This is a genomic window from Salegentibacter holothuriorum (genome assembly GCF_900168045.1).
In the GTDB taxonomy this organism is placed as follows: Bacteria; Bacteroidota; Bacteroidia; order Flavobacteriales; family Flavobacteriaceae; genus Salegentibacter; species Salegentibacter holothuriorum.
Window position 1 is genome coordinate 46,910 of sequence record NZ_FUYY01000002.1, and the last position, 13,954, is coordinate 60,863.

Sequence of the window (13,954 nt, forward strand, 5' to 3'; positions counted from 1 at the left end):
TACACGGATATGACTAAAACCTGTGATAAATTCCCAATTCGGGATTAATTTATAAACTGATGAAATACTACATTATTGCTGGTGAAGCTTCTGGAGACCTGCACGCATCTAACCTGATGCGCGCTTTAAAAGAAAACGATCCCCATGCTGATTTTAGGTTTTGGGGGGGCGATCTTATGCAGGAACAAGGTGGACACATGGTGAAACATTATCGGGAATTGGCCTTTATGGGTTTTGTAGAGGTTCTTTTCAATCTAAAAACTATTCTTAAGAATATTTCCTTTTGCAAGGAAGACATCAGTGCGTTTAATCCTGATGCCATTATTTTTGTAGACTATCCCGGCTTTAATTTAAGAATCGCCAAATGGGCTAAAGAAGAAGGCTACCAGACCCATTACTATATTTCCCCACAAATTTGGGCCTGGAAAGAAAACAGGATCAATGCGATAAAACGGGACATAGACCATATGTATGTTATACTTCCTTTTGAAAAGGAGTTTTATGAAGAAAAACATAATTTTCCGGTTCATTTTGTAGGGCATCCGCTTATTGATGCCATTGGCCAAAAAAACCTCCCAGATGTAGCGGCATTAAAAAAAGAATATGAGCTGGATACAAGACCTATAATTGCCATATTGCCGGGCAGTCGTAAACAGGAAATTTCAAAAATGCTAGAAGTTATGTTGAGCATCACCCCAGATTTCCCTGAATACCAATTTGTAATTGCAGGTGCACCCAGCCAGGATGCAGAGTTCTACGCTCCCTTTATTAAGCAAAAGAACATTAAATTGATAATGAACAAAACCTACGATGTACTAAGTCTTGCCCACGCAGCTATGGTAACCTCGGGCACTGCGACTTTAGAAACCGCATTGTTTAAAATCCCAGAAGTGGTTTGCTATAAAGGCAGCTATGTTTCCTACCAAATTGCCCGTAGAATTGTTAACTTAGATTATATCTCACTGGTAAATCTCATTATGAATCGTGAGGCGGTAAAGGAATTAATTCAGAACGATTTCAATACTAAAACACTCAAAAAAGAGTTTAAGAAAATACTGGAAGAAGAGCATCGCACCAAAATCTTCAAAGACTATTTTGAATTAGAGCAAAAATTAGGAGGAAAAGGTGCCAGCGAAAAAACAGCGAAACTTATTGTCAAATCCATTCAAAAACCTGGAGGCAAAGCCACGAGAAATTAGTAGGGTTTTTTATAATTTCGAGCCAGGCCTCGGAAAATTTAAACCCTCAATGAGGGATTAAAAATTGATCTATGTTGAAAGTTTTTAAATCACTTTTTTTAGGCTTTTTTGTTATAAGTCTTATTTCCTGCGGAAGCTCACGCTCTAAGGTCATCACTACTAAAAGTGAAGAAAATCGTTCTGAGCGATATTCACGTTCAGGAAATACTGAAGTTGAACCCGCCAATAGAAAAGTTTATGATATCATTTCTAATGCAAAAAGTTTTGAAGGAACACGCTATAAATACGGCGGAGCTACGAAGCGAGGCATGGACTGTTCCGGACTTATTTACACCGCATTTTTAGAAGAAGATATCGCAATTCCCAGAACTTCTCGTGCAATGTCCCTGGAAGGTGAACGCTTATATATAAAACAGGTAACTGCGGGCGATTTGCTCTTTTTTGAAACAAATAAGAATAGAAAAGTAATTAATCACGTTGGCTTGGTGATAGAAATAGAACAAGACGATATCTATTTTATTCATGCCTCCACCTCCCGCGGTGTGATTATCTCCTCCCTATCTGAACCTTACTGGAACAACTCTTTTGTAATGGCTCGCAGAATTTTATAAATTTTAGTATCTTCAAAACATTATTGCTGCCCTACTACAAAAAACAATAGGGATGCAATTTTTGAATTTTACCATCATAAAACTTTCCATATTACTGATCCTGGGAATCATTACCGGATTTTATATTGATCTACCCTCAATACTGCTTTTCATATTTTTGGGTCTACTATTTCTTATTTTCTGTATAAGTTTTTTCAGAGCGCGTAGGAAACTATTTGACGATGCCTTCTTCGGAATATGTACCTGGAGTTTGATTTTTAGTTTAGGAATGGCAACCGCTTATTTGCACCAGCCTAAAAACCAGCCGCAACATTACATCAATCTCCAAACTGCGGAAGCAGATGTCATGCAAGTTCGTGTTATTGAATCCCTGAAGCCCAATCTTTATAACCAACCGTATATCGCTGAAGCGGAAAGGATCTTTTCAGATAAAAATTCAATTGCGGTAACAGGAAAGATCTTACTAAATATTTCAAAGGATTCTATTTCCAGTAATATAAAGCCTGGAATGAAATTGCTAGTGCCAAGTAAGCTTAGAAATATTGCAGAGCCCCTAAATCCCTATCGGTTTAATTACCGAGAGTTTATGCAAAAACAGAAGGTAGAAAAGCAATTGCAACTAAGTAAAGTCGAAATACAAATTTTACCGCATACAGAAAAGAAGCTTTTTACTCATTTCTCTAATTTCAGGGAACAACTAGTCCAAAACCTTTCTGAAGCTAAATTCAACAAAAATGAACTGGCCATAATGCAGGCTTTATTATTAGGGCAGCGACAGGATATTTCAAAAGAGATTTACGATGAGTATGCTGCAGCGGGTGCCATTCATATTCTAGCAGTTTCTGGCCTCCACGTGGGTATTATTTTACTTATTTTAAATTGGCTCTTCGCTCCTCTTAATTATCTAAAAAACGGACTTGTTTTAAAAACCTTTATTCTAATTTTTTTAATGTGGAGCTTCGCTATGTTAGCAGGCCTTTCGCCATCGGTAGTTCGGGCGGTAACGATGTTTTCTTTTATCGCTATCGGAATGCAAATGCGAAGAAAAACCAGTGTTTTGAACAGTTTGTTTATTTCCCTGTTTATTTTACTCCTCGTAAATCCATATTTCATATTTCAGGTTGGCTTTCAACTGAGTTATCTTGCGGTTTTTGCAATTGTTACCATTCAGCCTAAACTATTTAAGCTGTGGCAACCAAAATTTAAAATTACAAAGTATTTCTGGGGACTATTGACTGTGAGCATCGCTGCGCAAATTGGGGTGCTGCCCTTAAGTTTATTTTATTTTCACCAATTTCCGGGTTTATTCTTTCTTTCTAACCTGGTAGTTTTACCGGTTCTGGGAATAATTCTCGGCCTGGGAATTCTCGTTATTCTACTAGCTTTATTGAAACTCCTGCCGGACATTCTAGCTAAAACCTACGGAAACCTTATTGGTTTGATGAATCATTTTATTGGTTGGGTGGCAGGAAAAGAAGATTTTGTGTTCACCGATATCCATTTCAATATCTGGCAAAACCTTAGTGCCTACCTATTGATATTCATTTTTATTCTTTTAATCTATCAAAAAAGCTTCAGAAATCTTATTTTCTTTCTCTGTGGAGTTTTAATATTTCAGAGCAGTATGCTCTATAGTAAGATGCAGAATTCAACTTCAGAAAGCATTGTTTTTCATAAACCAAGAAAAACCATGATAGGTCTTAAAAAGAATAATCAATTTACGATTTACCATAATCTGGAAAACCAAATGGAAGCTGAAATTCGGCTTAAAGATTACAAAACAGGGAGGAATATTCACAAAATTGAAGAAAAGCCAATTCCTGATATTTTGAATAATTCTAAGGCATCAATTTTAATCGTTGATAGCAGCGCAGTTTATAAGTTGAGTCATTTTAATCCAGATATAGTCTTACTTCGAAATTCTCCTAAAGTCAATTTAGAACGTCTAATTAGGAATTTAAATCCGAAGCTAATTATAGCCGACGGAAGTAATTATCATAGCTATGTAACTCGCTGGGCAGAAACAGCCAGAAAACAAAAAGCCCGTTTTCACCATACTGGTAAAAACGGGGCTTTCCGCATCTCTACTGAACCTTAAGGCTCACTATCAACTAACACTTAAATTTTACTCTATAAGTAAGACAAACGCGTTGAGATTTGTCCCAATTCAAAAGTATTTTTCAAATTATACCTCATTAAATTCTGCTGAAATATTTCACTCGATAATCAAGTTTTAATGCTCCGAGATTTGCCTCGAAGAAATTTATTCAAAAGAACCTTCAAAATTCTCCTGGTATACTGCAAAAGCTTCCTTTGAAGTCATTTTTTTATATTCATCTTCGGCAAAGAGTTTTAGATAAAGCTCCAGCTGTTTTGGTGTTCTATAACCGGCAATAGGAGCAATTAAATTTGCTTCTTCGTCAAAAAAAACAAGGCTGGGATAGCCGGTAATCTTTAAAGCTCTTGCTAATTGATGCGGCGAATTTCTTCTTTTTTTCTTTTCAGGATCGTATTGCGGATTTTCAAATAGCTGCCCTTTAAAATCAATTTCCTCGTTACCTTCAGCATTAAACTTTACCGGATAATAATTTTCATTTACAAACTCAATTACATCACTGTGGCTAAACGTATTTTTATCTAACATTTTGCAGGGGCCACACCAAACGGTATAAGCATCCATAAAGATCTTTTTAGGTTCTTTTTCCTGTGCTGCCAGAGCTTCGTTCATGCTCATCCAATTAATCTCCTGAGCTTGAACAGCAACTCCTATAAAAATTAAGAAAATAAAAAAAGTAAGTTTCCGCATTATTCTGAATATTTTAAACACTTGGTCGATTTAGATGTTGAACCTAACAAGAAACAAAAAACGTTCCTAAAATTAAAGAACGTTTTTTGTTTTAAAATAGTTTAAGAGTTTCTATTATCTCTTTCAGTATCTGCAATTTCGTATTGTTCCTGCTCCAGCATTTCACGCTCGTTATCTTCAGCACCGTGCGTTAATCGCTTTAAAGGTTTCAGCATAAAAATCACAATTAATCCAAATATCGTTGTGAATATGGTAATACCAATAAAAGTTCTAAACTCTAACTGAGTTTGTACTTCTTCAATTACAAAATCTCCGTAATATCCAACTTTATCTTCCTCCTGCCTAAAATTAAGCATTACATGATAAGGATCCTGGGCAGTCACACCTTCTTCTTTAAGATTTTCTATGATCTCTAACTTTTGATTTTCGTTCTCAAATTCTATAAGCCCCATTACCGGTGCCTCAGTTTCCATATTAGTTACCGCAAGCTCATTATTATCCAGGTAAACGAACCCGTTAAACGTAAAGTCATTTTTATTTTGAAGTATTGTATCGTTTAATTGCAATCTATTAGCCATATCACTGCCCTCTGTGCTTAACTGGACAGTAGCTGGTTCTCCCTGAGAGAATTCCCCAATAAGTCCTGCCATTTTATTTCCAAGTCCTGTAGCAGCAAAATAAACACCCATCATAAGAGAAGCATATTTTACAGGCGCAAGTTTGGTAATAAAAGAAAGCGCTACAGGGGAAGAACAAAGTTCTCCAATGGTATGTAGTAAGTAAGCAAGCACTAACCAATACATAGCCGATTTACTTTCAAAGGCAGAATACTCTTTTGCAGCTATGGCCATAAATAAGAAGCCGAGCCCCATAATAATTACCCCTGTAGACATTTTAAAGATTGAGGAAGCTTCTTTATTCTTCAATTTTCTTTTTGCCCAGAAATTTGCAATTATTACTCCAAAAATAATGATAAACATAGCATTTAAGGACTGAAACCAAGTTGCCGGCACCTCATTACCAATAAGCGGTAAACTAAAAGATAAAGTACGGTCCGTCTTATCGGCTGCATAAATATTCATTAATCCTCCGGCTTGCTCAAAAGCTCCCCAAAAAACAACTACAAGCAGGAAAGATAAGATCATTACCACATATCTATCCTTCATAACCTGCGTAGTAAGGTCTTTGTATACCATAAGCATTAAAGCAACTACAAGAGTTAAAAAGATAAACAGTAATCCAAATGGAATAGATTCTATAATAAGAACATATATAGAGCCTATCATTAATATTGAAGTAATAACCAGTTGTAGTGGTGATTTTAATAGCTCACTAAACATATTACTTAAAGAAGCTCCCTCACTACGCTCTACCTTGGATAAAAGATTCCCAACATTTAACAAATACTTTTGTCCCCATAGATAGACTATTAGTCCAAGTGCCATAGCTATACCAGCAAGGCCGAAACCATAGTGCCAGCCAATATTCTCACCAACATATCCAACAATTAAACTGGAAAGAAAGGCTCCAAGGTTTATCCCAATATAAAAGATGGTAAACCCTTTATCTCTTCTTATATCGCCGGGCTTATATAAACCTCCAACCATTGTTGAGATATTTGGTTTAAGCATTCCAACTCCAACAATAATTAACGCCAGTCCACTATAAAATGCCCACATTTCTTCTACAGCCAAAATACCATGACCAGCTACCAGGATTATTCCTCCCCATAATACTGTCTTCTTTTGGCCCAGAAGTTTATCTGCTATAATACCCCCGGGAATAGAGGCTACATAAACAAGCATGGTATACCAGCCATATAGCGCAATGGCTTCTCCACCTGTCCAACCAAGACCTGCGTTCCCACCGGTTGTGGCACTTACCAAATATAAAACCAGGATTGCACGCATTCCATAATAGGAAAAACGCTCCCACATTTCAGTAAAAAATAAGATGTAAAGTCCTACCGGGTGCCCAAAAAGTTCTTTTTGAGGTGCTCTGTTTGTTGCTGTTGCCATTTAAATTATAGTTTTTCTTTTATAAAATCAGTCATCAGTGTATACAAATGTAATCTTGTATTTCCACCATAAATCCCGTGATTTCTGTCTGGATATATAGCCCAGTCAAATTGCTTATTCGCCTGCACCAAAGCTTCAACCATTCTCATGGTATTTTGAAGGTGTACATTATCGTCTCCCCCACCGTGAATTAAAAGATAATCTCCTTTTAGTTTCTCTGCGTGGTTAATAGGTGAATTCTCATCATAACCTGAAGGGTTTTCCTGAGGCGTAGTCATGTATCTTTCGGTATAAATAGTATCGTAGAATCTCCAGCTAATTACCGGCGCTACAGCTATGGCCATAGAAAAAGTATCGTTTCCTTTAAGAATAGCGTTAGAAGACATAAAACCACCGTAGCTCCATCCCCAAATTCCAATTCGGTCTTCATCTATATAATCCATTGCACCAAACTTTTTTGCCGCAGCAATTTGGTCCTCAACTTCATATTTACCAAGTTCATTTTGGGTTACTTTTTTAAAGGCTGCACCTTTAAATCCTGTACCACGGCCGTCTACAGTTACTACAATATAGCCTTCGTTAGCCAATAATTGATACCAGTAATCGTTAGTGCCGAAATAAGAATTAGAAACCGACTGTGAACCCGGGCCGGAATATTGAAACATTAATAAGGGATATTTTTTATTTTCGTCAAAATCGTTTGGCTTGATCATCCACATATTAAGCTCGTTGCCATTCACCTCAATAGTGCTCAATTCCTTTGGAGCGAAGTTATAAGCCGCTTCTTTTTCCAGTAAAGCCGAATTATCTTTAATCTTTCTTACCAGTTTACCGTTTTTCGCATTATGTAAGGTGAATTCATAAGGAGTTTCGGTGCTTGTGTGAGAATTGATGAAATAGGTATAGTCTGCGCTAAAATCGGCGCTGTTCATCCCTTCTTTTTCAGTTAAACGGTTTTTGTTTTTACCGTTAATTTTTATAGAATATACATCGCGGTTAACGCTTCCGTTTTCTGTACTCTGATAAAAGATCTTCTTAGAATCTTTATCGTAACCATAATAGTTGGTTACTTCCCAGTTTCCTTCGGTTATCTGATTTTCCAGTTCACCGTCTTCATCATAAAGGTAGATGTGATTCCAACCGTCTTTTTCACTGGTCCAAATAAAACTGTTGTCTTCAAGAAAAGTAAGGTTGTTCGTGATATCTATATAAGCTTCATCAGTCTCATTCATTACCACTTCAGCTTCATTATCTTCAGCATCAACAAAAATAAGATCTAAATCGTTTTGGTGTCTGTTTAATACCTGTACACTTAAAATCTCAGGATCCTGCGTCCACTTAATTCTTGGAATATAAAAATCATTATAATCTCCAAGTTCAACTTTTTTACTTTCTTCAGCAGCTAACTCATAAGTGTAAAGGGAAACTTCAGAATTTGTTTCTCCCGCTTTAGGATATTTAAAAACCTGTTGACTCGGGTATAGATCCTGGCCAAACATATCCATAGAAAATTCCGGAACTTCAGATTCATCAAACTTTAGATAAGCCAAATGAGTTCCTGTTTTATTCCAGTCGAAAGCTCTTACAAAGGCAAATTCCTCTTCGTAAACCCAATCGGTAACCCCATTGATCAGCTTATTTTTCTCGCCATCTGTAGTTACTTGAGTTTCTTCGCCTGAAGCGATATCGTAGGTGTAAATATTATTTTCAAAAACATAGGCTACTTTTGAAGCATCTGGAGAGAAAGTTGGTTCCTGTACTTTGTTGTCGCTTAATTTGGTAAGTGTTTTATCTTCTACATCGTAGATGTAATAAATTCCGCGCGAGGAGCGTCGGTAAATTTGCTCTAAATTGGTAGAAAGCAAAATCTTATCTTCATTTTCACTAAGTTCAAATCCCTGAAAACCGGAAATTTCACTAAGATCTGCACTATTCAAAAGACTTCTAAGCTTATCACCACTTTTATAAGAAAATACATCTATGCTGCTCGTATTGGCATTACGGTCGCGATTTAAAACAACGTATTCTTTACCATTATCCAAAGATTGCAGGGACTGTAAACGTTCCTGTCTAAAGGTACCATCGTAGATTTCTTCGAGGCTAACCTCTTTATTTTGAGCGTAAATAGTTGAGGTTGCCGCAATTAACAACCCAACCAATATTTTTGAGAACTTCATAAAATTTATAGAATGAATTTTAAATGCCAAGTTTACTAAAATTTCAGCAAAAAGAGTAGTATTTGAGTGTTAAATACTAAGGATTTGTTAAAGATAAAATGTTTGAATTTTCCAAAATTTGAAAGACTAATGTACTTAAATAACAATTGTATCTTTGTGCACTCTAAATTAGCTTCAAAAATGACAAAACCTATTACCGGCTTTTCCAGGCTAACCAAAAAGCAAAAAATAGACTGGCTTGCTGAAACCTACCTTAAAGACAGTCCAGAAGATGTGGCTGTGCTTAGACAATACTGGAACGAAGACTCCAGATTACAACAGTTGCACGATGAATTTACCGAAAATACCTTATCAAATTTCTATCTGCCTTTTGGACTGGCACCAAATTTCCTGATAAACGGAGATTTACTTGCTATCCCTATGGCTATTGAAGAAAGCTCGGTGATTGCGGCAGCAAGCAAAGCGGCTAAATTCTGGGGAAGTCGAGGCGGATTTAAAGCTGAAGTGATTGACACCAAAAAGATTGGTCAGGTACATTTTAATTTCTTCGGAAATAAACAAAAACTGGAATCCTTTTTTGAAACTGTAAAACCTAAACTTATAGAAGCTGTAAAACCTATTACCCGCAATATGGAAAAACGCGGCGGCGGGGTTTTAGCTATAAAACTTAAAGATAAAACGGCTGAAATAGCAAATTATTACCAGCTGCACTGCGAGTTTGAGACCAAAGATTCTATGGGTGCGAATTTTATAAATTCCTGCCTTGAAAAATTCGCAGAAGTGTTTCAGGATGAAGCCCAGAACTATGCCGATTTTTCTTCCGAAGAAAAGGACATAGAAATCATTATGAGTATTCTTTCTAATTATGTCCCGGAATGTTTAGTGAGAGCGGAAGTTTCCTGCCCGGTAGAAGAACTCAATGAAAATAAAGACATAAACGGCGAAGATTTTGCAAAGAAATTTATACAGGCGGTAAATATCGCTGAAGTAGAACCTTATCGTGCCGTGACCCACAATAAGGGAATTATGAACGGCATTGACGCAGTTGTTTTAGCAACCGGAAACGACTTTAGGGCAGTAGAATCCGGAATTCATGCTTATGCCGCACGAAATGGCAAATACTCCAGCCTAACCCACGCCAGCCTTGAAAACGGAATTTTCAAATTCTGGATAGAAATTCCTTTGGCTTTAGGTACCGTTGGCGGATTAACAAGTTTACACCCCTTGGTTAAACTTGCTTTAGATATTTTACAAAAACCCAGCGCTAAAGAATTGATGAAGGTTGTGGCCGTTGCTGGACTGGCGCAAAATTTTGCCGCAATTAATTCGTTAACCACAACGGGAATTCAACAAGGGCACATGAAAATGCATTTAATGAATATTTTAAATCAGCATAATGCTACCGAAGCTGAAAAGAAAAGCCTTACCCAACATTTTACCACTCACACCGTAACCCACAGTAGCGCTGTTGAAGAACTAAAAAAATTAAGAAATTCATGAGGAAAGAGTTTTACAGCAATGGCAAACTTTTAATTACCGGAGAATATGCTGTTTTAGATGGCGCAAAAGCCCTGGCTCTTCCCACAAAATTTGGACAATCCCTGGAAATACAAGTTTCGGATAGCGAAAATCTAGAATGGAATAGTTTTGATGAAAATGGAATTTTATGGTTTCAGGTAGAATTTGAGTACAAAAATGATGCATTTCAGCTGATTAAAGGAGAGCAAGAAGTTTCAAAACGACTAATAGAGATACTAAACGAAGCTCACAAGTTAAATCCCCAATTATTTTCGACCGAAAAAAGCGGAGTTCAAATTAATACTCGTTTAAATTTCAACAGAAACTGGGGCCTGGGAACCTCTTCAACTTTAATTAATAACATTGCCAGCTGGTTTAAAATTGACGCCTTTAAATTGCTTAAAAACACCTTTGGAGGCAGTGGCTACGATATAGCAGCAGCACAAAACAACCAGGCGATCACGTACCAACTTACCGAAAATGGCCCTTCGGTTCTAAGAACCAGTTTTAACCCTGATTTTTCTGAAAACATCTTTTTTGTTTACCTAAACGAGAAAAAAAACAGTCGTGATGCTATATCGCATTACAGAGCTTTACCTGAAGCTAATAAAGCCGGATTAACCGAAAAAATCTCTTCGCTAACCGAACAGTTTGTGGATTGCAACACGCTCACTGAATTTGAGCTTCTAATCAATATTCACGAAACTTTATTGGCAAAAGCACTCAAAACACCAAAAGTAAAACAAGTACGCTTTCCTGATTTCCCTGGAGCTGTTAAAAGCCTTGGCGGCTGGGGCGGTGACTTTGTAATGGTTACCGGAGACCAAGCAGCGGTTTTTGAGTATTTTAACAACAAAGGTTTTAAAACGATTTTCGCTTTTGAGGATATTATTCTTTAATCAGTAATGCATAAAGATCCTAGGCCTCCGAATAAATTCAGGAGCAGGCTCTGAAATAAATTACCAATAACATATTTTAAAATGTTATTAATATTATTTAAATCGAAAATTTTCTTGATATAGAAGTTTCTTCTTTCATTTTTTGCTCGCCCAAAAAACGAAACAAAAAAAGGCGTCCTATGTGGAGGTGTTTTTTTGGCTACAGGGCCAAAAAATTGCAAATAAGCAGCTAAATTTTTTCCAGGGCTTCAAAAATTATTTACGCTGCTGATTTGCCACACTCACACACGGATTTTACAACTCGCTAAGCTCGCCGAACGTCAATTTTCTACGCTAGATATTTTTTTATCACGGGTCTCAGGGGAACTTAAATATAATCTTCTAAACAATGCTCCTCCCCTTATTTTAAAGGGGAGGTGGCTGATAGGCCGGAGGGGTTTCCTTCTTTCCTGCCCTAATTTCTTCCGCAACTGATCTTCTTTCAGACTTTATCCCGAATTTTCTTCGGGAATCTAATTAGTTTTGAGTTTTAAAAATAAAAAAGCCCCGGCAAAAATCACCGGGGCTTTTCTATTTTTAAACGCTTGTTCTACTAGTAGAATCTTGCACGATTATCTTCAATTTCTGCTTTTTCACGAAGGGCTTGAAAAAGTCTTTGTGAAGCATTCTGTCTTCTTTGTGCAGTTTCTTGTTGAGCGATTCCGCTATACGAATTCATTGCAGGCGCCTCATTTTTACTTTCAAGTTCCACAACGTAAACTCCGTTGTTCCCTACTATAGGACTACTTACACTACCTGGCTCTAAAGCAAACACAGACCCTACAACTTCTGGCTCTCTACCTGCTCCCGGTAATGTTGGACTACCAAGGTTAACCGCATTTGCAGTTTGCACCATGGTATTATTATTGGAAGCGATCTCCTGAAGGTTTTCACTACTAATTCTTTCTTTAAGAATTTCAGCTTTCTTTTCTTTGGTAAGAATTGGAAGCACTTTAGAGGAAGCATTTTCTGCAGTCATCAAACCTTCTTTATTCTTAGCTGTTAATTGCGCAACCACATATCCTGTTGGAATGTCGAAACGCTTAATATCGCCAACATTCGCTTCATCTTCAAATGCCCACTGAACAATTCTTCTTTGTTGTCCAACTCCGGGGATATTCTCATCTAAAGCTTTTACATTATTAACAGTTCTTACATTGTAGTCACCTTCTTTAGCTACTTCGGCGAAATCTTCCTCTCCTGAAGCGATCTCAAATTTAGTAGTTTCGTTAAAAAGGTTATTTCTGGAACGTTCTGAAGCTTCTAATTCTCTTGCGATAGTAGCAATTTTTACTGCTTTTTCTCTATCGGTTTGTTCTTGAATATGAATTACGTGGTAACCAAAATCGGTTTCTACAACTCCAACATCTCCGGGACTATTCCCTAATACGTAGCTATCAAATTCTGACACCATATCGCCTGGCCCAAAATAACCAAGGTCTCCGCCATCCTGGTTGTTAGAACGGTCTGATGAGAATTCAGCTGCTAATTCAGCGAATTTCCCTTTATTTCCTTTAATAACATTCGCAAGGCTATCGGCCAATGCTTCAGCTTCTTCTTTGCTTCTGGTTACATCTGGCGCAAATTGCTGTCCCTGGTAGGCCACAAGAATATGACTTGCTTTAGTTGAATCTGGAATTTCTTTGGTTTCTACTAATTTAGAAAGTTTGAAATAGCCCTCATGTTTGTATGGTCCAAAAGTTTCTCCTTCGTTTAAATTAAAAAGCTCTTCAGCAAATTCTGAAGGCAATTCGTTTTTGAATTTAAATCTATCATCGTAAGGAAGATCTGAATTTGCTTCTACAAAATCTTCATAATCATTTGTAGTATTAAAGCCAGGTAAAGTATCATTGCTACTTGTTACCGCATTATATTCCACACGGTTTTCCTGCAATAAACTTAAAGCCTCTTCAGCTTCTTTTACATCTTCATCTGAAGCTGTTTCTTCAAAATAAACATACCTGATATTTCTTGAAGCTTCAGTTTCAAATTGCGCAGGATTTTTTTTAATGTAGTCTCTTATTTCATCCTTAGTCACCTCTACTTCATCATCTGAAACCGAAGAATATGGTAACTGAATAAAACGAAGGTCTACACTATTATTCTGAAAACGGTAAGCCTGCTCGGCTTCAACAATTGTCGCACCAATACCGGCGGTTACCATAGAGAAGTACATATTTTGGCGAGCAATATCCCCCATATTTTCTTCCATCTGAAGCCATTGTTGGTAAGCCTCAGGCTGTGTAGATCTCAGGCTGGCAATATATTCACGCACCCGGTTTTCATCAAACATACCGGCTTCATTTCTAAAAGCAGGATTGTTCCCCATTTGGGTACGCATCACCTCTCTAATTTGAGCTTTTCCAGCTCTAATACCAAGCTTCTCCAACTCTTCTTTAAGAATCGTTTCACGAAGAGTTTGTTCCCAAACCTGGTTTACAGCCTGACTGGTGCTTGCATTAGCACCCATTTGACGCTGATAACCTTCTACCTGCCGGGCAAAATCTTCCCTGCCCACTTCTTCACCATTTATGGTTGCGATGGTATTTTGGTCTTTTTGCGAAGAAAAGCCTCCGTTACGTATTACATCGGCAAGCACAAAAGAAAAAAGTGCCAATGCAATGATAATGATCAAGAAAACAGAACGCTGTCTGATTTTATTTAATACTGCCATTTGTAGTTGTTAT

The 13,954-nt window shown here is 37.2% G+C and carries 9 protein-coding genes; 5 read left to right on the top strand and 4 right to left on the bottom strand.

The window, feature by feature from the left end:
* The first annotated feature begins 59 nt into the window (after nucleotides 1–59).
* The 3 genes from lpxB (at nucleotide 60) to B5X51_RS04580 (ending at nucleotide 3,908) form a co-directional block, all read left to right on the top strand.
* Nucleotides 60–1,199 (top strand): lipid-A-disaccharide synthase, encoded by a 1,140-nt coding sequence (gene lpxB / locus B5X51_RS04570; protein ID WP_079719715.1) that lies wholly within the window; start codon nucleotides 60–62, stop codon nucleotides 1,197–1,199.
* A 71-nt stretch (nucleotides 1,200–1,270) separates the two neighbouring features.
* Nucleotides 1,271–1,810 carry a C40 family peptidase gene (locus B5X51_RS04575; RefSeq protein WP_079719716.1) on the top strand — a complete coding sequence of 180 codons (540 nt, stop codon included), beginning with the start codon at nucleotides 1,271–1,273 and terminating at the stop codon, nucleotides 1,808–1,810.
* Nucleotides 1,811–1,862: 52 nt separating this feature from the next.
* The gene (locus B5X51_RS04580; RefSeq protein WP_079719717.1) at nucleotides 1,863–3,908 is read left to right on the top strand and encodes a ComEC/Rec2 family competence protein; all 2,046 of its coding nucleotides are present in this window, start codon (nucleotides 1,863–1,865) and stop codon (nucleotides 3,906–3,908) included.
* A gap of 165 nt (nucleotides 3,909–4,073) precedes the next feature.
* On the opposite strand, the gene B5X51_RS04585 is transcribed toward B5X51_RS04580, so the two are convergent.
* The 3 genes from B5X51_RS04585 to B5X51_RS04595 form a co-directional block, all read right to left on the bottom strand.
* Entirely contained in the window at nucleotides 4,074–4,616 is a 543-nt protein-coding gene (locus B5X51_RS04585; RefSeq protein ID WP_079719718.1) for a thioredoxin family protein, read from the bottom strand.
* Between the two features lie 101 nt (nucleotides 4,617–4,717).
* Nucleotides 4,718–6,634: a peptide MFS transporter gene (locus B5X51_RS04590; protein WP_079719719.1), complete on the bottom strand. Its 1,917-nt coding sequence runs from the start codon at nucleotides 6,632–6,634 to the stop codon at nucleotides 4,718–4,720.
* A gap of 5 nt (nucleotides 6,635–6,639) precedes the next feature.
* A complete protein-coding gene (locus tag B5X51_RS04595; protein WP_079719720.1) occupies nucleotides 6,640–8,811 on the bottom strand; it encodes a S9 family peptidase in 2,172 nt (723 codons plus the stop codon).
* 129 nt (nucleotides 8,812–8,940) lie between these two features.
* Between B5X51_RS04595 and B5X51_RS04600 the strand changes: the two genes are divergently transcribed.
* Together B5X51_RS04600 and B5X51_RS04605 are read left to right on the top strand one after the other, a co-directional pair.
* Nucleotides 8,941–10,311, top strand: coding sequence for a hydroxymethylglutaryl-CoA reductase, degradative (locus tag B5X51_RS04600; RefSeq protein ID WP_079719721.1), 1,371 nt, complete (start codon nucleotides 8,941–8,943; stop codon nucleotides 10,309–10,311).
* Complete coding sequence (locus B5X51_RS04605; protein WP_079719722.1) at nucleotides 10,308–11,228, top strand: GYDIA family GHMP kinase; 921 nt, start codon at nucleotides 10,308–10,310, stop codon at nucleotides 11,226–11,228. Before B5X51_RS04600 ends, B5X51_RS04605 begins: the two co-directional genes overlap by 4 nt.
* 592 nt (nucleotides 11,229–11,820) lie before the next feature.
* On the opposite strand, the gene B5X51_RS04615 is transcribed toward B5X51_RS04605, so the two are convergent.
* On the bottom strand, nucleotides 11,821–13,941 hold the full coding sequence (locus B5X51_RS04615; protein WP_079719724.1) for a peptidylprolyl isomerase: 2,121 nt from the start codon (nucleotides 13,939–13,941) through the stop codon (nucleotides 11,821–11,823).
* Between the last annotated feature and the right edge of the window lie 13 nt (nucleotides 13,942–13,954).

Bases quoted from the DNA above. Each gene is read 5' to 3' on its own strand.
- lpxB (WP_079719715.1), top strand. From the start codon at position 60: ATGAAATACTACATTATTGCTGGTGAAGCTTCTGGAGACCTGCACGCA.
- B5X51_RS04575 (WP_079719716.1), top strand. From the start codon at position 1,271: ATGTTGAAAGTTTTTAAATCACTTTTTTTAGGCTTTTTTGTTATAAGT.
- B5X51_RS04580 (WP_079719717.1), top strand. From the start codon at position 1,863: ATGCAATTTTTGAATTTTACCATCATAAAACTTTCCATATTACTGATC.
- B5X51_RS04585 (WP_079719718.1), bottom strand. From the start codon at position 4,616: ATGCGGAAACTTACTTTTTTTATTTTCTTAATTTTTATAGGAGTTGCT.
- B5X51_RS04590 (WP_079719719.1), bottom strand. From the start codon at position 6,634: ATGGCAACAGCAACAAACAGAGCACCTCAAAAAGAACTTTTTGGGCAC.
- B5X51_RS04595 (WP_079719720.1), bottom strand. From the start codon at position 8,811: ATGAAGTTCTCAAAAATATTGGTTGGGTTGTTAATTGCGGCAACCTCA.
- B5X51_RS04600 (WP_079719721.1), top strand. From the start codon at position 8,941: ATGTACTTAAATAACAATTGTATCTTTGTGCACTCTAAATTAGCTTCA.
- B5X51_RS04605 (WP_079719722.1), top strand. From the start codon at position 10,308: ATGAGGAAAGAGTTTTACAGCAATGGCAAACTTTTAATTACCGGAGAA.
- B5X51_RS04615 (WP_079719724.1), bottom strand. From the start codon at position 13,941: ATGGCAGTATTAAATAAAATCAGACAGCGTTCTGTTTTCTTGATCATT.